Genomic DNA, 21105 nt, shown 5'->3' on the forward strand with positions numbered 1-21105 from the left:
GATCATATGTTGAATAATGCTCATCTAATTCCTTTAATATCTCGTATTTCTCTTCTGCAGAGTAAGATCTTTTGGACATAACAAATACTCCCCCATAAGTAGCCAGATTTTTATTTTTTAATCTGTCTACCTAAAGGGGAGCATATCAATCTTTTATTCAATGGGGTTTTTCTCTTTCTTACTTAAGTTTCAAGATTAATAAGGAAAAACGATGTCCAGTTGCTAATTTCTTTCATTACATGGCCTTGTATCGTCTGCATGGGAAACTTTTTTAATTCACTGCATACAACGCTTGTCTTTCGCGTTTTTCACATACGTTGCAATAACACGATAGATCAGGAGACTCCCCCCTTCCCGGAGAAAAAAAGCTGGCATGGCGGTGATCTTGGTAAAATGGCCCGGAGCTTGCCAGCGGAAAGCCTTGGGGAACTTCTATCTAAAAAACTCTTTTCAAAAAAATGATTGTTTTTTAATGGATGTTTTTTCCCTTTAATTGTACATAAAGGAGTGGATTAAGCGGAAACAGCACGACTCCTGCGGGATTGACTGAGAGCCAAGGATACTCATTTCGCTTGCCGAAGCGAGCCTCCTAAAGCGAACAGCATTCTCTTTTTGATAAAACATCTTACGAAAATAGCCAAAATTAAAAGATGATGAAAGAAAACTCAAAAGTGGCTTGCTAAAGAAGAACATTGCACAAATCAGCTCCGAAAATATATGTAGACTCCTGCGGGTGAACCCCCGCAGTTCATTAGTAAAGGAGACTCACCCGCCCGCCCGCGGAAAGTGAAGTATATTTTCGGGGCGGATCTTTCTTTCGTTAATATCCTTTTGTTCCAGTTTCTTTTTATCTATAATCTTTTATTGATCTTTTATTTTTTCTATCGTTAACTTTCGGGCTCTATGCTTTTGTTGTTCCTGAATTAATTCTGTCAACTGCATAAATGATGAAAACGATGTTGGCCTCTGCAAAATATAGTGCAGTCTTTCTTCGATATTAACTGGTACTGTTTCTAGTGCTGCAATTTCAGTAGATAAGTCTTGTAAAACGACTCTTTTGTGATTACTCCAAAACAATAATGAAAGAAAAATAGCAATTCCCTCAATAAGCTCATGTTGCACATTCTTTTCCCGTTTTTGAAAGCGTTGATAAAGTACATGATAGAGTTGTTGCCAATATGTAATATACTGACTCAAATAAGCTTCCTCATGTTCCTTAACCCATGGCGTTTCTTTACTAAGATGATGTTCATATTGAATTTCATAAGGAAAGTAGCCCCTCGCTGATAACGATTTGCTTTCGAAGTTTACTGCAATTGTTGAAGATGAAAAAAATAAAGGGTGCTGTAACGATTGTGGAATCATTACCTCCATTTAACTAATCCTCCGTTTTTTCATTCTTTTCTTCCCTTCACGACAAATATCCAGAAGCGGGCAAATGTCACATTGAGGATTTTGGGCTTTACAATGATACCTTCCAAAAAAGATCATTCTATGATGTGTAATCGACCATTCATCTTTTGGGATTTTTTTCATTAATGTTTTTTCTACTTCTAATACACTATCTTTATATCGGCAGAAACCTAAACGTTTGCTGACTCTTTCAACATGGGTATCAACGGCAATAGCTGGTGTTCCAAAAGCTACAGATACGACGACATTTGCTGTCTTTCTGCCTACACCAGGAAGCTTAATTAACTCATCACGATCATTGGGTACTTTCCGATCATATTGATCAATTAACATTTGGCATAGCTTTTGGATATTTTTTGCTTTATTACGATATAGTCCAATCGAACGAATATCTTCTTGTAGCTCTTCTAATGGGACTGCAACATAATCATCAGGGGTTTTATATTTTTGAAATAAATCTTTCGTCACTTTATTTACTAAAGCATCTGTACATTGCGCTGAAAGAGCTACGGCAATAACTAATTCAAATGGATTGGAATGATTTAATTCACAATGCGCATCAGGAAACATTTTTCCCATTTCATCAAGGCAATATCTAATCTGCTGTTTGTTTAACATCTATATATACTCCTCTTAACCAAACAATTTACTTCTCTAACCAATTATAAAAAGGAACTGCATTAGGACTTTTTCCATTACCATTTCCACTTACTTGTTTTCGCTGCTGATGGAACTTCTTACCATATTCCCTTGCCGCTTCTACCGTTCGAATATTGTTCTTCTTCCAATCAAATAAAATTCGATCAATGTAACGAAAGCTTAATTTTCCTGAGATGACTGCTTCTCTTAAAGCAGCCCTTATGATTTCCGGCGTTTGCTGATCCTGATCAATCCACATCGCCAATGTTTCACATTCTAACGGGGAAAGCGGCCGCCCAAATTCCTGTTCAAAGATCGTATATAAATCAGTTTCTTCAAGCAAATTTTTTTCGAGTTCATCTTGTTTTTTGTCATAAATAAATTCATCAATTAACTTTAAAAATAATGGTTTAATCGAATATCTTTCAAATAAAATCGTCTCATCTTTTGAGCCTTCCTCAATTGCTAAAAACTGCTGCTGAATTAATCTCCGTAACATCATTACACATTGGTTTTCAGAGATCACCATTCTATCTGCTAAATCTTTCGGCGTTGGAAAGTAAATACCATCCTCTAAAAAAGAATAAACTTGCAATAAAAGTACAAGTTCAGTTTCATTCAAGCCTAATTGTTTATATTTTTTCAGTAATAACTGTGGGATTGAAAGAACACCTTGTTCAAGCCATGACATCATTAATTCTTTATCCATTTTGCACACCTCATTCATTAGTATATCATGAGATTCTATCATAATGGAATGAAAAGCAATTGTTATTAACTTCCTTAAAATTCACTCTCATAATCACGAAAATCGTGGTAAATCCATTGTTCTCATTCAAGCATGGCTGTAATGAAAAATGATCACGCATATTATGCGTGATCGATTAAACATCTATTATGGATAAATACGATTTAAAAGTCTTGGGAACGGAATCGTTTCACGCACATGCTCAACACCAGAAATCCAAGCAACTGTACGTTCCAAGCCTAATCCAAATCCCGAATGTGGCACAGAGCCGTATTTGCGAAGTTCTAAATACCATTTATATGCATCTTCAGATAAATGAAAGTCTTTCAATCGTTTTACTAGAAGATCATAATCATGTATCCGTTCACTGCCACCAATAATTTCACCATAACCTTCAGGAGCAATTAAATCCGCACATAGTACCACTTCAGGACGTTCAGGATGCGGCTGCATATAAAAAGGTTTTATCGCTGTTGGATAATTCGTGATAAACACAGGCATATCGAAACTTTCAGCAATTGCCGTTTCATGAGGAGCCCCAAAATCTTCACCCCATTGAATATCATCGAAACCTTTTTCATGTAATAATTTGATTGCATCATCATAAGTAATTCGTGGGAATGGTGCTTTAATTTTTTCTAATTTTGAAGTATCGCGTCCAAGTCTTTGTAAATCTAATTTACAGTTTGCAAGCACAGATTGCACAACATATGCAACATATTCTTCTTGGACTTTTAAACTATCTTCATGTTGATAAAAAGCCATTTCAGGTTCTATCATCCAAAATTCGATTAAATGACGGCGTGTTTTAGATTTTTCAGCGCGGAAGGTCGGTCCAAATGAAAATACTTTTCCAAATGCCATTGCAGCAGCTTCCATATAAAGCTGACCACTTTGTGAAAGATAAGCATCTTCCTCAAAATATTTTGTATGGAATAGTTCTGTTGTTCCTTCCGGTGCACTTCCCGTTAAAATTGGCGGATCAATTTTTGTAAATCCATTTTGGTTAAAAAACTCATACGTTGAACGAATAATTTCATTTCTGATTTTCATTACTGCATGCTGGCGTCGTGAACGCAACCATAAGTGACGATGATCCATTAAAAACTCAGTTCCGTGCTCTTTCGGAGTAATAGGATAGTCAGTTGCTTCATGAATTACTTCAACATTTTTCACTTGAAGTTCATAACCAAACGGAGAACGCTCATCCTCCGTCACCGTTCCTGTCACATATAAAGAAGTTTCTTGTGTCAGTGATTTCGCTGTTTTAAATACTTCTTCATCAACTTCACTTTTTACGACAACACCTTGGATGAATCCAGTACCGTCACGAAGCTGAAGGAAGGCGATTTTTCCGCTTGAACGCTTATTATTCAGCCAAACGCCAATCGTTACTTCTTCTCCAATATGTTGGCCTACTTCTGATATTGTAATTTTCACGTTTATTCCCTCCAAAAACATCTAACAGAGCTCTCAAATATAAACATACATTATGTAGCAGTTCTTATTATACTAAATGCGAACAAAAAAAGGAAATAGGTAGAAAAAAGTCTAAATTTATTTAATTCGACCAGTTTTGATTCATTCATGTTTCGCAAATGGCACTTCATAATAATTTAGATTATTGCCTTTTTCATATGCAACTTCCCAAATAGCCGTTTGATCATCCATCCCTAAGCGGACGGATAAAATTTTATCTGGATTTTTACTGCGCTTAACAGTATTCATTGCCTCTGTTTTAGAAATTCCATCCTTCCATTTCATTGTTTTAAATTGATGTGGATGTTTCTTTGGAATCCAAACGACCATTTCCTGCTTCTTATTATTTTTTCCAACTACAACATAATACGTTGTAGAGCCGCTATATAAATAAAATTGATCAACCGATTGTATATGGGCTTCTTTGCCCGCGATTTTTTGAGCATATTGATAAGCATCATTATAAGGTTTGCGGGCTTGACTATACACTGTAACTGTAAAGACGATTATGACCGCAACAATTATCCCTACTGCTAACAAAACTTTTTTCATTTACGACCCTCATTTTTCTAATTAGTATCAAATTTGGTTATGTTCGTTGCTTAAGTTCGATAAATCGTAAATTTAGCAAGTCCCTCTTCATCTTGATCCAACGCTAGACCAAACATTAAATCTTGTTTTTTTAACGTCCTATTCAACGTATCCACAAGTTTATATAAATCAGGTTGATATTTAACTTTAACCGTTGAAAGAACTTCGATTTTATTCTCCATTATGATCACCCTTTATAAACAAATATTGTTATTAATATTCAACCACTTTACGGTTACAATAAAATACGAATCATTTCATCACAATGTTGCGTCAATATACGAAATGATGAATTGGTTAACCATAAAAATTCTCTAGTTCACACCTTTTTTATACGCTGCAATGAAGGCAGCGTTTTTTATAGCCATTTTTCTATCAGTTCAATTGTTTCATTCAATGATTGGTGTTCGATTTTCATATTTGGAATCGATTGTATGAATGCTTGTCCATACTTTGTCGTTTCTATTCTTCGATCTAAAATAAGAAAAATACCTCTATCCGTCTTTTGCCTAATTAATCTGCCAAATCCTTGTTTAAACCGGATAACTGCTTCCGGCAAGGAATAGGCGGAAAATGGATTTTTTCCTAACGAGCGAAGATATTCGCTTTTTGCCTCGATCACCGGTTCATCAGGCGGTAAGAAAGGTAAGCGCACCATGACTAGACATGAGAGATTTTCTCCCGGAATGTCGACACCTTCCCAAAAACTATTTGTACCGAATAATATGGCCTTTTCAAATTTTTGAAAGTTTTTTGTTAACCTTGAACGGCTCCCAGCTGTTACACCTTGAGCAATTAATAGAAAATCATCTAATGTGCCACTATCCTTCATTAACTGATAAATATTTTTCAATAATTCGTATGATGTAAATAATACGAGCATTCTCCCTTTTGTTGCTTGTGCAATGGCAATTAAATGACTAGCCACTTGTTCAGAAAATTCCATGCTATCTACTTGGGAAATATCAGGCAGATCATTTGGAATAATGAATTTTGTATTTTTTTCATACGGAAAAGGAGATGCGATCTGCTCTGTCCGAATCGCTGATGCTGAATATCCAATCTCATTTAAGAAAAATTGAAAAGATGAATTAATCGTTAATGTTGCTGACGTAAGAATGACACTTTTCTTATTCGAAAACAATTCCCGTTGCAGCGAATCTGCTACATAAATGGGCTGACGCTGAATTGAAATACTCGTTGGCAAAGCACGCAGATCGCCTTCAAGCCAAAGAACTTCTGGAAGATGATCATCTTCATAGTATAACGCCCTGATTTCTTGCTTAACCTGTTTCCAATCATTTAAAAAACTGTACAGCTCTTCAATAAACGCTTGTTCTTTATCATTTAGTTGAACTTTCTTTTCCTCTAAATCCTTAAGTCGACTTCTCAGCGCTTTATCAACATCTGTCAATGATGTGCTAATTCTTTCAGCACACCATTTAATCGAATTCCAATTTTTCGAATCCAGTATATCTTTTTTAATGCGAATTTTAACTTTTTGATATCCTTTTGAATGATGTTTTTGCTTTTGTAAATACTGCGCCAGCATTAGAAACAAATCGTCGATATCTGCATCTAAAGATTTTAAATATGATTCAAATTCAAATGCATGAGGAGAGCCATGAATTCCATGGGTTTCAAGAATATTCTCCAGCTGATAAAACATTTGCTTTTGATCGTATATCCCCAACTTGCTAATTAAAAATTTTATTCGATTGTAAATAATTTTGTCACCAAAATATTCACGCGCTGTTCGTTCAAGATGATGCGCCTCGTCGATCACTAAATATTGAAATTCAGCATAGACATCTGATTGATTCGCCATTTCACTAAATAACATCGCATGGTTTGTAACGACAATATCCGCATTAAGTGCTTGCTGTTTTGCATATTGATAAAAATCTCTTGTTTTCCAAGGATCTTGCTTATTGGCAAGATGCCATCCGTCTTGTTTAATTCTTTGCCAATATGTACGTCCTCCTGTTGATAAATTTAATTCATCAACATCGCCCGTTATTGTGAGCGTTAACCATATAAGAATTTGCATTTTTGCTAGTACAGAATCATAATTTTGGTCATGTTCTGTCAGTGATTGCTCAAATTTAAATAAATTTAAATAATGGCTTCTCCCCTTTAATAAAACGGCATTAATTGGAGATTCAAGGATATGCTGCAAAGCCTTAATTTCTTTTCTCATTAATTGATGTTGTAATTGTACTGTATATGTACTGATTAAAACAGGCTTCTGTTCTTTAATCGCGAAAAACACGCTTGGCAATAAGTAACCTAGAGATTTTCCTACTCCTGTACCCGCTTCGATCACTGCTACTTTACTATGTTGAAAAGAATCGTATACAACGTCCATCATACGGCATTGCCCGTCGCGGGATTCATAATGAGAAAACATACTCATTAGAAGCTCGTCTTTTTCTTTATGGCTTTTAGGATAGTCACTTAATAACCGTGTAGAAGATGTATTAGAACGATAGATTTTTTTTCGAAGAGCGATTCCACGATAAACCTCTAATTGCTCTGGTAATTTTTCTATATGTTGACGATTTTGTTCAAGTGCTTCTTGAAATAGAAGTGATACATCGCTTTTTAAATGTTGAGATAGCATTGTCAGCTTTTCCAATGTTACAAGCGGCAATGCCTCAATTCTCTTTTTAAATAATAATAGCAGTTCCGCTGTTACATATGCATCGCTATCAGCTTGATGGGGCTTTATATGTGATAACGATAAACGTTCTGCTAAATCCCCTAATTTAAAGCTGTCCGAAGTTGGAAGCATAATTTTTGCCAATTCGACAGTATCAATACTTTTGCCATAAAATCTTTCCACACCAGCATTCGTAAATTCCTCTTGTAAAAACGGTAAATCGAATAAGACATTATGAGCGACAAATATGCTATTTTCAAGTAACTGAGCAATTTTGGGAGCAATTTCGGTAAAAGTCGGGGCATTTTTAACCATGTCATCATTAATCCCCGTTAATTCTTCTATGAAAATAGGCACAGATACACCTGGATTTACGAAGCTTGAGTATTGATTCATAATTTGATTATTTTCAATGACAACAGCGGAAAATTGGATAATACGATCACCTTTTTTTGCTGCATTTCCGGTTGTCTCAATATCTACTACTACATAACGCTGTGTCATGATATCACCTAATTTAATGAAATCCTTTTTACATATCCTAAACATTTTAACATAATTTCAATCTAGAAAATAGAGGGCCTGCCCCCACTAAAAGCAAATTCATGACCTTTAGTGAAGACAGGCACCTCTTAAAGTATAGTAGAAGCTGGTTCTGCTGAAAGCATCTCTTTAATTCGGTTATGTTCATCCATCAAAGCAATTTTAGGCTGGTGATGCAACATTTCTTCCTCTGTAAGCATTGCATAAGAAATGATGATGACGATATCTCCTATTTGAGCAAGCCTTGCAGCAGCACCATTTAAGCAAATAACGCCGCTCCCTCTTTCGCCAGCAATGATATATGTTTCAAAGCGGGCCCCATTATGATTATTCACAATTTGTACTTTTTCATTTTCTACCATTCCAACTGCATCTAAAATGTCAGCGTCAATTGTAATGCTCCCAACATAGTTTAGATTTGCCTCTGTCACAGTAGCTCTGTGAATTTTTCCGTTCATTAATGTACGCAACATGTCATCTCCTCCAAAAAATGCACCGATTAAACAATTATTTTTCAATAATAATATTATCAATTAGCCTTGCCTTAGAGAATTGTACGGCAATTGCAATGATACATGTGCCATTGATAGTGGCAATTGGTTCTAATTGAGGGTATGAATAAATTTCGACATAATCAATTTTTCCGTTTGTATGTTCTTGCAATTCATTAGAAATAAACTTAATAATTGTTTCCGTATGAAGTTCGCCTTCTTCAATTAATGCTTCAGCCTTCTTCAAGCTTCTATATAATGCTGGTGCTTCTTTTCTCTCCTCTGGAGTTAAGTAAACATTTCTCGAACTTTTAGCTAAACCGTCTTCTTCACGAACAATTCCAACTGGAACAATCTCAAGTGGAAAATTAAGATCATCAACAATGCTTTTTACAACTGCAACTTGTTGGGCATCTTTTAAACCAAAATAAGCACGATCTGGACTAACGATATGAAAAAGTTTTGTAAGCACTGTTGCAACTCCATCAAAATGACCAGGACGTTTTCTTCCGCATAGCACATTTACTCGCTTTGTTACAATGATGTTTAGTGAAGCTTCACTTGGATACATTTCACTTACAGTAGGAACAAACAAATAATCGACTCCTGCTGTTTCTGCCTTTTTCTCATCCCCTTCAATATCTCGAGGATAACGATCAAAATCTTCATTTGGACCGAATTGAAGCGGATTTACAAAAATACTCATGACAACAACATCATTTTGTTTTTTTGCTTCTTCAACTAAATGTAAATGTCCTTCATGTAAATATCCCATCGTAGGAACAAAACCTATCGTTTTCCCAGCATTTCTAATGGATTTCATTTGTTCTTGCATTTCTCGCACAGTTGTAATTATATTCATTTGTTATTTCCCCCATACAAAGCTGCTAATTCTTCTTCCTTCATCGTATACGTATGTTTTTCTTCTGGAAAGACTCCATTCTTTACTTCATGAACATACTGTTCTATACCGCTTATCATGAGATGATTTACATTTACAAACTGTTTAACAAATTTTGCAACTTTTTCATTTCCAAACGTCACCATATCGTGAAAGACAAGTACTTGCCCATCAACTTGGTTTCCAGCGCCAATTCCGATTGTTGGAATGGTTAACCTTTTTGAAACCTCTTCTGCTAGCTGCCAAGGTACACATTCTAATACAACGGCAAATGCTCCTGCTTGTTCACACATCAACGCATCTTCCATTAGCTTTTGTGCATCCTCTGATGATTTTCCTTGGACTTTATAGCCACCAAGAACTCCTACTTTTTGTGGTGTCAAACCTAGATGAGAAACAACAGGGATACCTGCGGATGTTAAAGCTTGAATCATATCAATGATCTCTGCTCCTCCTTCAAGCTTCACTGCATTCGCGCCGCCTTCTTGAATAATTTTGCTTGCTTGTCTTAACGTATCTTCTCTCGTTAAATGGTAAGACATAAAAGGCATGTCTGTAACAATGAATGTATTCGTTGCCCCTCTTTTGACTGCTTTCGTATGGTGGACCATGTCTGCTACAGTTACAGGAATTGTAGAATCATACCCAAGAACAACCATTCCTAATGAATCTCCAACTAAAATCATATCCACTCCAGCTTGCTCCGCTAATTTTGCCGTTGGAAAATCATAAGCTGTAATCATTGCAATTTTCTCTTTTTCTACTTTCATTTTTAAAAAATCTGTCGTTTGCTTCATTTCAACAACTCCTCACCTGTCATAGTTGACTGGTTCAGAGGAAACCGAAACTATAAATAAAAGCCCTTCCATTGACAGAAGGGCTTATAATACATAGCTATTTCGTTTCGACCCTCTGTCCCCGTCCTTTTCGGATCAAGGCAGAACCTATTCCATTTTATGCTTATGATCTACTGGTATAGTTCTGATAATAGATACTACCCAGGGACATTATAACAGGTTCGAACGAAGAAAACTATGATCTTTTATTTTTTCTTAATTATCATACTGCTAGCACATGTGAATTTTAAATACCATTCATGGATACTTATCAAGATTGAATCTCAATATCAGCGGAATAAATTAGATGGACTTTTTCATCCTGGTCTTCCAGTTTTAATACTCCTTCATCTGTTATTCCGATTGCTTTGCCAATAATATCGCCATTCAGTGTATGTGCAATAATATCTTTGCCAATACTTACAGCATAGCTCTCCCAAAGTAGTTTTAACGGAGCAAAGCCTTTTTCCATATAGATTTGATAATAGGTTTCAATTTTTTCCAATATTGCCTGGATTAAATGCGAACGTTTCGTCTCTTTACCACTCTCAATAAAAAGCGATGTTGCAATTTGCTTTAACTCATCAGGAAATTGCTTTTGATTGACATTAATGCCAATTCCAATAATAATTGCATGTACTTTATCTGAATCAGCCTGTAACTCCGTCAAAATACCTGAAACTTTTTTTCCGTTTATTAAAATATCATTTGGCCACTTGATTTCAGGATGTAGTGTTGTATTTTCTGCAATTGCCTGAACAACCGCGATTGCTGCAATTAAAGTAAATTGTGGTGACATTTTTGGAGGCAATGTTGGACGTAAGATTACACTCATCCAAATGCCGGAATATTTAGGAGAAAACCATGTTCTCGCTAATCTTCCCCGACCATTTAATTGTTCTTCAGCTACTACTATTGTTCCTTCTGGGCAGCCGTCTTGAACAAGTGAATGAGCTAGCTTCTGTGTAGAATCAATACTCTCAACATAATATATAGTACACCCAAGCTTTTTTGTCTTTAATCCGAGCTGAATTTCATTTTCAGATACTCGATCTTTCGTGTCGATAATCCGATATCCCTTTTTGCGAAGCGCTTCCAGTTGAAAACCTTCCTTACGCAATTCTTCAATATGCTTCCAAACAGCGGTTCTTGAACACCCTAATAGCTTGGCTAGCTCTTCACCTGAAACAAATTCATTTTGTTTGTTTGTAAAAATTTCTAATATTTTTTTCCTTGTTGGAGATTGCATCGTTGCAGCCACTCCTTTATTTCTTGTTTATTGGGACCGACTTCTTTATGTAAAATTGCAACCTCGATCGTTCTTAAAGTTTCTTTAATCCACGGTCCGCCTTTTACTTCAAACCATTCCATAAGATCTTTACCCGTAACATTTATTTGTTCACGACTTGTAATCGCTAATTGCTGATAATCAATAGAAACTTCCTGCTCAACTCGTTCAATAGATTGACCTTTAAGCGTTCGAAATACCTTTTCAACATCAATTGCCGTTTCTTTTCCTGCATCGTACAGCATAATTTTATTCCATGGTTGTGTCTTACGCAGCATTAAGCATTCATAGTTTCTCGTTAAATATTTCACTTTCTTAGATGGGAGTCGCCACTCCTTTAAAAAGGATCCCGGATCATCAATGTTTAAAACAGCTAATAGGTACAACCAAACTTGATTTTCAGTTAAATCATTCACCGCTTGAATGACATTTGTTTGAAATTGTTTTTCTTTTCCTTTTATACCGGGCATATATGTGATTAAACCAGTCTCACTTAATAAAGCTAAAGCCTGATATTTATTAGAACCATTTAATAGCTTCGTAAATTCCAGGGTAATACGTTCTACTGAAATATGTTGCAATAAATGTGCATCTTGATAGATCGCCTGTTTCGTTTCTTCGTTAAGAGTAAAAACGAGCTGGCTGACAAAACGGATCGCTCTCATCATCCGCAATGCATCTTCACGAAATCTCTCGTTCGCATTTCCTACTGTTACAATGACTTTTTGAGAAATAGCCTCATATCCAGCAAAAGGATCTATAAACTTTCCTTTTTTGTCCATAGCGATCGCATTCATGGTGAAATCACGGCGTTGTAAATCTAACTCTAATGAACGGACATATTCTACATGATCAGGACGGCGAAAATCTTTATAACCTGATTCGGTCCGAAAAGTAGTAATTTCATATTGATTCCCATTATATATGACGAGTACTGTACCATGCTCAATGCCGATATCAATCGTATGCCTAAATAAGGATTTTACTTCCTGAGGTGTGGCAGACGTAGCAATGTCAATATCATGAATCGGTCGATCTAATATGTAATCTCGAATGGATCCGCCAACAAAATATGCCTCAAACCCAGCTCGCTCTATCGTTTCAATAACCGGAATTGCATTTTGAAATACTTGAAGCATCTTTATCAACCCCGTCTACTAATTGATCATATATGTGTTCATATTGTTTCACAATATGTGAGGAATGAAAACGTTCACGAACTGTTTTCTCTGCATGAAGTGAAAAAGATGTGTATAAATCTTCATTCGTTAAAAGATGGATTGCTTTAGAGGCAATTGTCTCAATGTCACCAAGTTGACAAATATAGCCATTATAAGAATCATTAATTACTTCAGGAATACCGCCAATTTCAGTACCAATGCAAGGAACACCGCATGCCATTGCTTCAAGGGCAACAAGTCCAAAACTCTCTTTTTCAGATAAAAGCAGCATTAAATCACTCATAGAGTATAATTCTTCTACTTTATTTTGTTTTCCTAAAAATAGTACATCATCCGTCAGTTTCAGCTGCTTGACAAGACGAGAAACAACGCTGATTTCTGGACCATCGCCAACGAGTAACAATTTACTTGGTATCCTTTCACGTATTTTTGCGAAAGCTTTTACAACATCAGATACCCGTTTAACTGCCCGAAAATTAGATACATGAATGATTACTTTTTCATTTGCTGCAATCCCATATTCTTCTTTTAAATGTGAAGCGTCTACCTTATGATAAACTCTTTCATCGACAAAATTATAAACAGTAAATATATCTTTTTGCGGCTGAATTAAGTCATAAGTTTGTTTCACTAAAGCTTCAGAAACGGCTGTAACGGCATCGGAATGTTCAATACCAAAACGAATGGCATCGGTTAATGATGGATCATAACCTAATACAGTAATATCCGTTCCATGTAACGTTGTAACAATTTTTAAATTAGTATTTGCCATCTGTTTTCCTAAGATTGCACATACCGCATGTGGGATTGCATAATGAACATGCAATACATCAAGTTTCTCTCTTTTGGCAACTTCAGCTATTTTACTTGCGAGTGCAATGTCATAAGGAGGATATTGAAAAACTGCATATTGATTCACTTCGACTTGATGAAAATAAATATTATGATACATTTTGTTTAAGCGAAAAGGGACGCTAGAAGTGATAAAATGTATTTCATGTCCTCGCTCTGCAAGCATTTGCCCGAGCTCAGTCGCGATTACTCCGGAACCACCTACTGTTGGATAGCAAGTGATCCCAATCTTTAATTTCCTGCTGCTCATAATAACACATCCGTCTGTACTAATAATGGTCTTTTACTTAAAAAGCCCTCTGCATACTTAACGCCTACTTCTTTACCAAATAATCGTTCCCGCGCTTGAACAACTTCAATATAGCCGTCTGTTAACGGGGTTTGTACACCTGTGTCTGAAACAACAAATTGACTCTTATAAGCGTGCAAACTCTCGATTTTTTGCTCCATAAACTCTGTTACATCGACAACAAAATCCGGTTTATGGAAACCATTTATCATAAAATAGTACATATGCTTTGGCTTATGGAAGTCGACATTTGGTTTTGATTCAAATTTTCGAATTCCTGCCGAAAAAAATGCTTCTTCTACTAGTTTTCCACAATTACCATGATCAGGATGACGATCTTCATGGTATGGAGCAAAAACAGTATCGGGTTTGTATGTTCTAATGATCGCTGTAATTGAGCGAATAAAGTCATCTTTTAAGAGCAAACCTCGATCCGGCATATTTAAAGTGATTCGCTTGTATACACCTAATATATTAGCTGCTTTTTGAGCTTCCTCTTTACGATTTTCAACCGTTCCATTTGAGGAGAGCTCTGCTTCTGTTAAATCGCATATCACTACTTTCTTCCCTTGTGATACCCATTTAGCAATAGAAGCCCCCATGCCGATTTCAACATCATCAGCATGGGCACCAAATGCTAAAATATCCACTTTTTCAATCATTCTTTACGTCTCCTTTAACATAATTGCGCCAATTCAAGTTTCCCTCAGCTAATCCACGTACTAAAATTTCGGCTGTACCCATGTTGGTTGCTAATGGAACTTGATGAACATCACACAATCTAATTAACGCAGACACATCTGGTTCGTGAGGTTGTGCAGTAAGCGGATCCCGTAAAAAGATCACAAGATCCATTTCATTCGTTGCAATTTTGGCGCCGATTTGTTGATCACCACCATATGGCCCCGATTGAAACCGTTGAACTTTTAAGGAGGTCGCTTCCATAATTTTTTTACCTGTTGTTCCAGTTGCATACAATTGATGATGCTCAAGCAATGGTTCATATGCAGTCACAAAGCGTACCATATCCTCTTTTTTTTGATCATGTGCAATTAATGCAATGTTCATATTAACCCCACTCCCCTTATTATATGATCATTGTTAGTCTAGTATATTTTCTAAACCATATACTAATGTTTCTAAATTTAACACTGTTTCAATTGATACCTTAACACCAGACATAAAAGAAGCGCGATTGTATGAATCGTGACGGATCGTCAATGTTTGGCCATCTGCTCCAAGCAACACTTCTTGGTGGGCGATAAGACCTGGTAATCTGACACTGTGTATCCGCATGCCTTCAAAGTTAGCACCTCTAGCACCATCGATCGTTTCTTTTTCTTCAGGATGCCCTTGTATTTTTTCTTCCCGTGCTTGAGAAATCATTTCCGCTGTTTTGACAGCTGTTCCAGAAGGTGCATCTAATTTTTGATCGTGATGCATTTCAATTATTTCAATGTCTTTAAAATACTTTGCTGCCATTTGCGAAAATTTCATCATCAAAACTGCGCCAATTGCAAAATTCGGAGCAATAATGCATCCAATTCCTTTTCGTTCAGCCAATTGTGTTAATTCTTCAAGCTGTTCCTTAGTAAAACCAGTTGTCCCCACAACAGGACGAACACCATATTCTAAAGCTGTTTTTGTATGTATGTAACCAAATTCTGGAGTAGTCAAATCAACAAGAACATCGGCTTTGGTGTTTTGTAAACATTCTTCAATATTTGTGTAAATTTGCACTTCTGCATTTGAAAACTCTACTACTTCTGATAAAAGTTTTCCATCATAGCGATGGTCTAATACAGCTACCAATTCCATATGTTCTTGCCCGGCAATTAATTGTACTGCTTCTTTTCCCATTCGCCCACGAGGACCTGCTATAATCACTTTTATTGTTTCCATCTCATAAATCTCCTTTTTTACTCAACTTTATCTATTTCTTTACGCGTCCATCTATCTTTGTCTCTTGTCGCAAATTTATGCATCACTTGATCATGTGCATCCTGCAAGTTTATATTGAGTGAATTAGCTAGACAAATCATAACGAATTGCAGATCACCTAGTTCTTCCTGAACTGTTTTTTCTACTTCATTATTTTTTTTTGGTTTTTCACCATAATAATGGTTAATTTCACGCGCTAACTCCCCAAGTTCTTCTGTTAAACGCGCCATCATTGCAAGTGGACTAAAATAGCCTTCTTTAAATTGACCAATATAATCATCCACTTCTTGTTGCATTTTCTGAATCGTTTTTTGTTCCTTCATACTTGCACCTCGTTTTTATTTCTACTCTTTCATGTTAGCCAAAACAGTAATAATTTACAAATAATATTTCTTCATCTTTTTCATAAAAAATTCCATTCTAACCTGTTTCTTTTTGGATAACATTGCTAGTTTATCTGCCATTATATATAATAAGGTCGCTAGTATATGAAAAATGATATAAAAAGGAGATTGCGGAATGTTAAAAATTAAAAACATCATATTTATATTGTTAGGCTCAGCTATTTTTTCATTTGGGATTGTTCATTTCAATATTCAAAACCATTTAGCTGAAGGCGGATTTACAGGGATTACGCTTCTCCTATACTATTTATTTCATATTAATCCCTCTTATTCGAACTTAATATTAAATATCCCAATTTTCATTATTGGCTGGAAGTTGTTAGGAAAAAGGTCGTTTTATTATACGATTGTTGGAACAGTAGGAACTTCTTTATTTTTATGGCTATTTCAGCGGAAACATTTTCATATCCCACTACAAAACGATATGTTTCTTGCCTCTTTATTCGCGGGGGTATTTATCGGTGTAGGACTTGGTATTATTTTTCGTTATGGCGGTACCTCTGGAGGGGTCGATATCATTGCGAGACTTGTGTTTAAATATAAAGGGATTGCAATGGGCCGTACGATGTTTATTTTTGACGCGTGTGTCATTACTTTATCTCTTATTACATATTTAGGGTACCGTCAAGCAATGTATACACTCGTAGCTGTTTTTGTTGGCTCTCGTGTTATTGATTTTCTTCAAGAAGGGGCATATACGGCAAGAGGAGCGTTTATTATTTCTGATCAACATGCGACAATATGCGAACAAGTAATGAAACAAATGGACCGCGGTGTAACAGTTTTACGCGGACATGGAGCGTTTTCTAAACAAGACCGTGACGTATTATACTGTGTCGTAGGAAAAAATGAAATTTCTCGATTAAAAGGAATTATTCATACTATTGATCCTCATGCATTTGTCTCTGTTGTCATTGTCCATGACGTCTTGGGCGAAGGTTTTACACTTGATGAGAACAAACAACCTTTGCATGACTGATCTAAAAAAGAGTTACCTTTAATGGATAACTCTTTTTTAGCATAATAGATTTTTTCGTCTACAATCAGTAATTGCTTTCCGCTGCAGATACTCGCTTTCCACGGGCGGATGCTGAGTCCTCCTTGGCGTTTGCGACTGTGGGGTCTCACTTGCTCCGTTCTTCCCGAAGGCGTCTCAACCCTTCCGCTCCAATTAAGTGAAGGAAGAACGTATAGAAAAAGTCCGCTGTTTCCATAACAGCGCAGACCGTCACACGAATGTCTCAAACTTTATACGTTTATTTATGATATAAATGATTGGTGCCCCTATTATCATAACAGCAAATTCACCAATAGCAGTTGACATCCATGTGAGCATAAGCGGCAAATGAAAGGCAAGATTAAGTTCCAATGCAATAATAAACATAGTTACCGTGAAAGCAATCGTATTGGCAACCATTCTTATCCAAATATCTTTAATAATACGAGACAGCACGATTGTAATACTTAACGCAATTGCAGATTGTGCAACACCGAAGATAATATCAAATTCTCGCATCGGTGAGAAAAAAAGATTCGCTAAAAAAACACCTAAAATAATTCCATAAAAATATTTTTTATTAAAAACAATTAAATGATTAAACATTTCTGGAATCCGAAATTGAATGTTAGAATAGGCAATCGGCTGAATAATAAAAGAAACAGCGATATATAATGCTGCTACGATCGCATTGATCGTGAGCGTTCTCATTCTCATGAATATATTCTCCTTATGTCGATAAGTTGAAACTAACAAATTTGGTTATAAGAAAAACACACATGTTAGACTGTGTGTTTTTCTTTAAGGTTATTCGTCTCGATTGTTCCCAAAAATATTTGTATACATTAGCAGCAATCTTAACAGCTCAATAACTGCGACTGCAGCAGCAGCTACATAAGTCAATGCAGCAGCAGACAACACCTTTCGAGCTTCTCTTTCTTCGTCATATTGAATAATCCCTAAATGCTTCACTTGTTTTAATGCACGTGAAGAAGCATCAAATTCTACTGGCAAAGTAATAAGCTGGAATAGTACAGCAAGCGCCATGAAAATAATTCCTAATAAGAACAATCCTGAAGCATGCGCAAACATACCGATTAAAATAAATATCCATGAAGCGTTACTACCAAAGTTTGCAACCGGTACGAGACGGTGGCGAAATCTTAAAGGACCGTAATTTACTTTATCCTGAATGGCGTGTCCTACCTCATGAGCAGCAACGGATGCGCCGGAAATCGAACGTCCGTGGTAGTTGGAAGGAGATAGATTGACAGTTTTATTAATTGGATTATAATGATCACTTAAAAATCCTTCATGTTCTAATACTTTAACATGATATAATCCATTTTCATCTAAAATTTTGCGGGCAACCTCCGCGCCAGTCAAACCGGATGCTGTACCAATATTTTCATATTTGCTATATGTCCTTTTCACCTTCATTTGTGCCCAAATAGGAATAAGAGCAATAATGATATAATATATCAGAAATGACATATGCTACCTCCATGATGTTGTTTTGTCATTATTTTATTGAAAATATTGTAAAACGTCAATCATTATGACCTATTTGCTGCTTATCTTCTTTTTGCCCTTTATATTTTCTCCATCCTACGTAAGATAATGTAAGAATAATAATACTTCCTGTTGAGATAATTACCCACCATAAAGATGGATCTGTTTCATCTTCCGACATTTGATCAAATACATGTTGTAAATTGTCTTGAAGAGCATTTAGTTCCTTGTTCTTATGTGTTTTATCATTCAATATATTTGAACGGTATTGGTCGATAAAAGCAACTTCTGCATCTAATTTTTGTATTTGCTCAGTAGGGATGTCCACTTTTAAACTAGGTTGGATCATTGAATACTCTTTCAAAAAGTCATTTAATTTTAAATTATATGTTTGTGAATCCCCCTTTTTCGCCGCTTTCTTAACCTCTGCAAATGAAGTCATCACTGGTTCTCTCATTTCCGTCCACATCGGCTGATATTTTGAATTTAAGGCATCAATAACTAATCGGAATGTTGTTACCGCATCAATTTTGTCTTCAGCTTGAACGCTTGCCTTCGTTAAAGATTGCAATGCTTCATCATGGGTAACTGTAAGAATTCTCAACTCGTCCATCGTCAATAAGTTTTTACTTAAGGTGATCTCTGTAAATTCCTTTGAAAATTTTTCTAACAATTGTTTTGCTTCAGCATATCGGCCATTTTTTGTTAACTGCAATGCTTCATCACTTAAATTATTTAAGTTAGATAAAGACGACGTATTAGTTTGCGCCACTGTTTTTCCGGCAAAAAGAAATAAAAACGAACATAGAAGGATGATTAATTTGGTCTTCATTCTTGTCCCCCCTCAAATTACTACTAATGTATGTGCAGTTGGACAAGAGTAGACCATAAAACTGTATATTTCTTATTTTTGCATAGCTATTTCATGATCGTCCATTCCTTTCTGTTAGGCCGAAGTACTAAAACGTAGGCAATAAAAATAGAAAGCATACTTAACCAAAATGTAAAATAACCAATTTCCCGAACATAAATGATTAAATCTTCATACCTCGGGAACTGCATAAAAACATAATCAATTACATCGTTATGCAGCGTCCAAACTGAAGCAATGATTAAATGCTTCCATTTAAAACGATAAAACGGCGCATAAAGCAAGCCCTCAACCGCCATGGCAAAATGCGAAATCATCAGCATATAGCCTTGCCATGGCAAATGCCCATTTACTTTCAACACCAATAAATTCATGACAACTGCCCATATACCGTATTTAAACATTGTTACAATGGCAAGTGCTTCAAATAATCGCCAATTTTTCCCTAGAAAAAAAGCAAGGAGTACAATGATAAAAAACAAAGATGCTGTCGGACTATCTGGCACAAAAATTAAAAACTTTTTTGGCGTCATCTTTAATTGCCATCCATACCAATAATAGCCATAAATTGTTCCAAGTAAATTCACCAAAAACAAAAAGCATATTATCCGTTTTTCCGCTAATAAAACGTATAAATATTTAAAAATCATTTTACACCCTCATTTATCGACGTAATGAAACTGGTTATATTGTACCATTGCTTTCTATCCGATAAAAGTTGACGGCCGGATTCCCTTATTCATATTATGTTCTTGTTCACTTCCTTCGATGCCTCCCATTCATACGTTCATGATGACGACAGATTGTTTCCCATCATCCCAAATAAAAAAAAGAATTGGCACTTTAAATGCCAATTCCTTTATTCAGTGAGACGATTCAATTTTTCCGTTAATTCAAGAAATAGTTCATAATTACGTTCGTCTAAAGCTTTATCAATTTCTTTTAGTATTTTTTTACGATGAAAATTACTAATACTATATCTCATAAATTGATCAACGACCAGTCTATCTGCATCATTAATGTGTAGCTCTGTCGGCATATAAGGATTTTCTTCCAATACTGCCGCATAATGGTGGGACAATTGAGAGGATTTAAAATTTAGTTGTATATAGATATCTTCATCACGATTCAAACGTAAATCATGGAAAGACTTTTCTGCATCCGTCGTCATAATATGTTCTCTATAAAACTGAAACGGCGCACTTTCCACACAATGAGTCGACATCACAATTCCACGAGGACAATGATGAGCTTCATCAACAAAATGTACTTTTTCCATAAGTTGATCGTTACTCATCAAATAATTAAGGATCCATACAGATTCTCTTCGTTTTAATTGATAATGATTTAAAAACCAGCGGATAAATTCTTTCTTCTCGTTGACGGTAACAGGGGTGAGAGCCATTTATAATCCCTCCTCTGTAAGTTAGTTTAATTTCACTTTTTATTATAAACTTCGTAATCCAA

Annotated in this window: 23 protein-coding genes; 1 reads left to right on the forward strand and 22 read right to left on the reverse strand. The window is 35.8% G+C overall.

Features of this window, described 5'->3' with window-relative positions; genetic code table 11:
* Nucleotides 1–861: 861 nt before the first annotated feature.
* The 17 genes from G4D61_RS11755 to G4D61_RS11835 form a co-directional block, all read right to left on the reverse strand.
* Nucleotides 862–1374, reverse strand: coding sequence for a YpoC family protein (locus G4D61_RS11755; protein WP_163174038.1), 513 nt, complete (start codon nt 1372–1374; stop codon nt 862–864).
* Complete coding sequence (gene nth / locus G4D61_RS11760; protein ID WP_025729157.1) at nt 1375–2031, reverse strand: endonuclease III; 657 nt, start codon at nt 2029–2031, stop codon at nt 1375–1377.
* Between the two features lie 28 nt (nt 2032–2059).
* A complete protein-coding gene (locus G4D61_RS11765) occupies nt 2060–2761 on the reverse strand; it encodes a DnaD domain-containing protein (protein ID WP_025729155.1) in 702 nt (233 codons plus the stop codon).
* Between the two features lie 186 nt (nt 2762–2947).
* Nucleotides 2948–4240 (reverse strand): asparagine--tRNA ligase, encoded by a 1293-nt coding sequence (gene asnS, locus G4D61_RS11770; protein ID WP_025729152.1) that lies wholly within the window; start codon nt 4238–4240, stop codon nt 2948–2950.
* 141 nt (nt 4241–4381) lie between these two features.
* Nucleotides 4382–4831, reverse strand: a complete 450-nt coding sequence (locus G4D61_RS11775; RefSeq protein WP_025729150.1) for a cell wall elongation regulator TseB-like domain-containing protein — start codon at nt 4829–4831, stop codon at nt 4382–4384.
* Between the two features lie 50 nt (nt 4832–4881).
* Complete coding sequence (locus G4D61_RS11780; protein ID WP_081750024.1) at nt 4882–5052, reverse strand: YpmA family protein; 171 nt, start codon at nt 5050–5052, stop codon at nt 4882–4884.
* Between the two features lie 176 nt (nt 5053–5228).
* Nucleotides 5229–8036, reverse strand: coding sequence for an ATP-dependent DNA helicase DinG, 3'-5' exoribonuclease type (gene dinG / locus G4D61_RS11785; protein ID WP_025729147.1), 2808 nt, complete (start codon nt 8034–8036; stop codon nt 5229–5231).
* A 128-nt stretch (nt 8037–8164) separates the two neighbouring features.
* Nucleotides 8165–8548 carry an aspartate 1-decarboxylase gene (panD, locus tag G4D61_RS11790; RefSeq protein WP_025729145.1) on the reverse strand — a complete coding sequence of 128 codons (384 nt, stop codon included), beginning with the start codon at nt 8546–8548 and terminating at the stop codon, nt 8165–8167.
* Between the two features lie 34 nt (nt 8549–8582).
* Nucleotides 8583–9428 carry a pantoate--beta-alanine ligase gene (panC, locus tag G4D61_RS11795; protein ID WP_025729143.1) on the reverse strand — a complete coding sequence of 282 codons (846 nt, stop codon included), beginning with the start codon at nt 9426–9428 and terminating at the stop codon, nt 8583–8585.
* Nucleotides 9425–10264 carry a 3-methyl-2-oxobutanoate hydroxymethyltransferase gene (gene panB, locus G4D61_RS11800; RefSeq protein ID WP_025729140.1) on the reverse strand — a complete coding sequence of 280 codons (840 nt, stop codon included), beginning with the start codon at nt 10262–10264 and terminating at the stop codon, nt 9425–9427. Before panB ends, panC begins: the two co-directional genes overlap by 4 nt.
* A gap of 310 nt (nt 10265–10574) precedes the next feature.
* On the reverse strand, nt 10575–11552 hold the full coding sequence (locus G4D61_RS11805; RefSeq protein WP_163174039.1) for a biotin--[acetyl-CoA-carboxylase] ligase: 978 nt from the start codon (nt 11550–11552) through the stop codon (nt 10575–10577).
* The gene (locus tag G4D61_RS11810) at nt 11522–12730 is read right to left on the reverse strand and encodes a CCA tRNA nucleotidyltransferase (RefSeq protein WP_025729135.1); all 1209 of its coding nucleotides are present in this window, start codon (nt 12728–12730) and stop codon (nt 11522–11524) included. The genes G4D61_RS11805 and G4D61_RS11810 overlap by 31 nt, the downstream gene beginning before the upstream one ends.
* Complete coding sequence (gene bshA / locus G4D61_RS11815; RefSeq protein WP_025729133.1) at nt 12693–13874, reverse strand: N-acetyl-alpha-D-glucosaminyl L-malate synthase BshA; 1182 nt, start codon at nt 13872–13874, stop codon at nt 12693–12695. The genes G4D61_RS11810 and bshA overlap by 38 nt, the downstream gene beginning before the upstream one ends.
* The gene (gene bshB1, locus G4D61_RS11820; RefSeq protein ID WP_231473063.1) at nt 13871–14572 is read right to left on the reverse strand and encodes a bacillithiol biosynthesis deacetylase BshB1; all 702 of its coding nucleotides are present in this window, start codon (nt 14570–14572) and stop codon (nt 13871–13873) included. The genes bshA and bshB1 overlap by 4 nt, the downstream gene beginning before the upstream one ends.
* On the reverse strand, nt 14568–14981 hold the full coding sequence (gene mgsA, locus G4D61_RS11825) for a methylglyoxal synthase (RefSeq protein WP_025729129.1): 414 nt from the start codon (nt 14979–14981) through the stop codon (nt 14568–14570). The genes bshB1 and mgsA overlap by 5 nt, the downstream gene beginning before the upstream one ends.
* A 33-nt stretch (nt 14982–15014) precedes the next feature.
* On the reverse strand, nt 15015–15815 hold the full coding sequence (gene dapB / locus G4D61_RS11830; RefSeq protein WP_025729127.1) for a 4-hydroxy-tetrahydrodipicolinate reductase: 801 nt from the start codon (nt 15813–15815) through the stop codon (nt 15015–15017).
* Nucleotides 15816–15832: 17 nt separating this feature from the next.
* A complete protein-coding gene (locus G4D61_RS11835) occupies nt 15833–16177 on the reverse strand; it encodes a nucleotide pyrophosphohydrolase (RefSeq protein ID WP_025729125.1) in 345 nt (114 codons plus the stop codon).
* Nucleotides 16178–16373: 196 nt separating this feature from the next.
* On the opposite strand from G4D61_RS11835, the gene G4D61_RS11840 reads away from it, so the two are divergent.
* Nucleotides 16374–17237 (forward strand): YitT family protein, encoded by an 864-nt coding sequence (locus G4D61_RS11840; RefSeq protein WP_025729123.1) that lies wholly within the window; start codon nt 16374–16376, stop codon nt 17235–17237.
* 249 nt (nt 17238–17486) lie between these two features.
* Here G4D61_RS11840 and G4D61_RS11845 read toward each other — a convergent pair whose 3' ends face one another.
* The 5 genes from G4D61_RS11845 to G4D61_RS11865 all read right to left on the reverse strand — a co-directional run bounded on the left by G4D61_RS11845 (nt 17487) and on the right by G4D61_RS11865 (nt 21043).
* Nucleotides 17487–17972, reverse strand: coding sequence for a QueT transporter family protein (locus G4D61_RS11845; RefSeq protein WP_025729121.1), 486 nt, complete (start codon nt 17970–17972; stop codon nt 17487–17489).
* Between the two features lie 90 nt (nt 17973–18062).
* Nucleotides 18063–18749 carry a zinc metallopeptidase gene (locus G4D61_RS11850; protein WP_025729119.1) on the reverse strand — a complete coding sequence of 229 codons (687 nt, stop codon included), beginning with the start codon at nt 18747–18749 and terminating at the stop codon, nt 18063–18065.
* A gap of 55 nt (nt 18750–18804) precedes the next feature.
* Nucleotides 18805–19599 (reverse strand): sporulation protein YpjB, encoded by a 795-nt coding sequence (gene ypjB / locus G4D61_RS11855; RefSeq protein ID WP_025729117.1) that lies wholly within the window; start codon nt 19597–19599, stop codon nt 18805–18807.
* An 86-nt stretch (nt 19600–19685) separates the two neighbouring features.
* Nucleotides 19686–20288, reverse strand: a complete 603-nt coding sequence (gene lhaT / locus G4D61_RS11860) for a lipoprotein heptaprenylglyceryl N-acetyltransferase LhaT (RefSeq protein ID WP_035355670.1) — start codon at nt 20286–20288, stop codon at nt 19686–19688.
* 209 nt (nt 20289–20497) lie between these two features.
* The gene (locus G4D61_RS11865) at nt 20498–21043 is read right to left on the reverse strand and encodes a ReoY family proteolytic degradation factor (protein WP_025729113.1); all 546 of its coding nucleotides are present in this window, start codon (nt 21041–21043) and stop codon (nt 20498–20500) included.
* Nucleotides 21044–21105: the final 62 nt, after the last annotated feature.

The sequence above is a fragment of the Heyndrickxia ginsengihumi genome, from assembly GCF_011008565.1.
GTDB lineage: Bacteria > Bacillota > Bacilli > Bacillales > Bacillaceae_C > Weizmannia > Weizmannia ginsengihumi.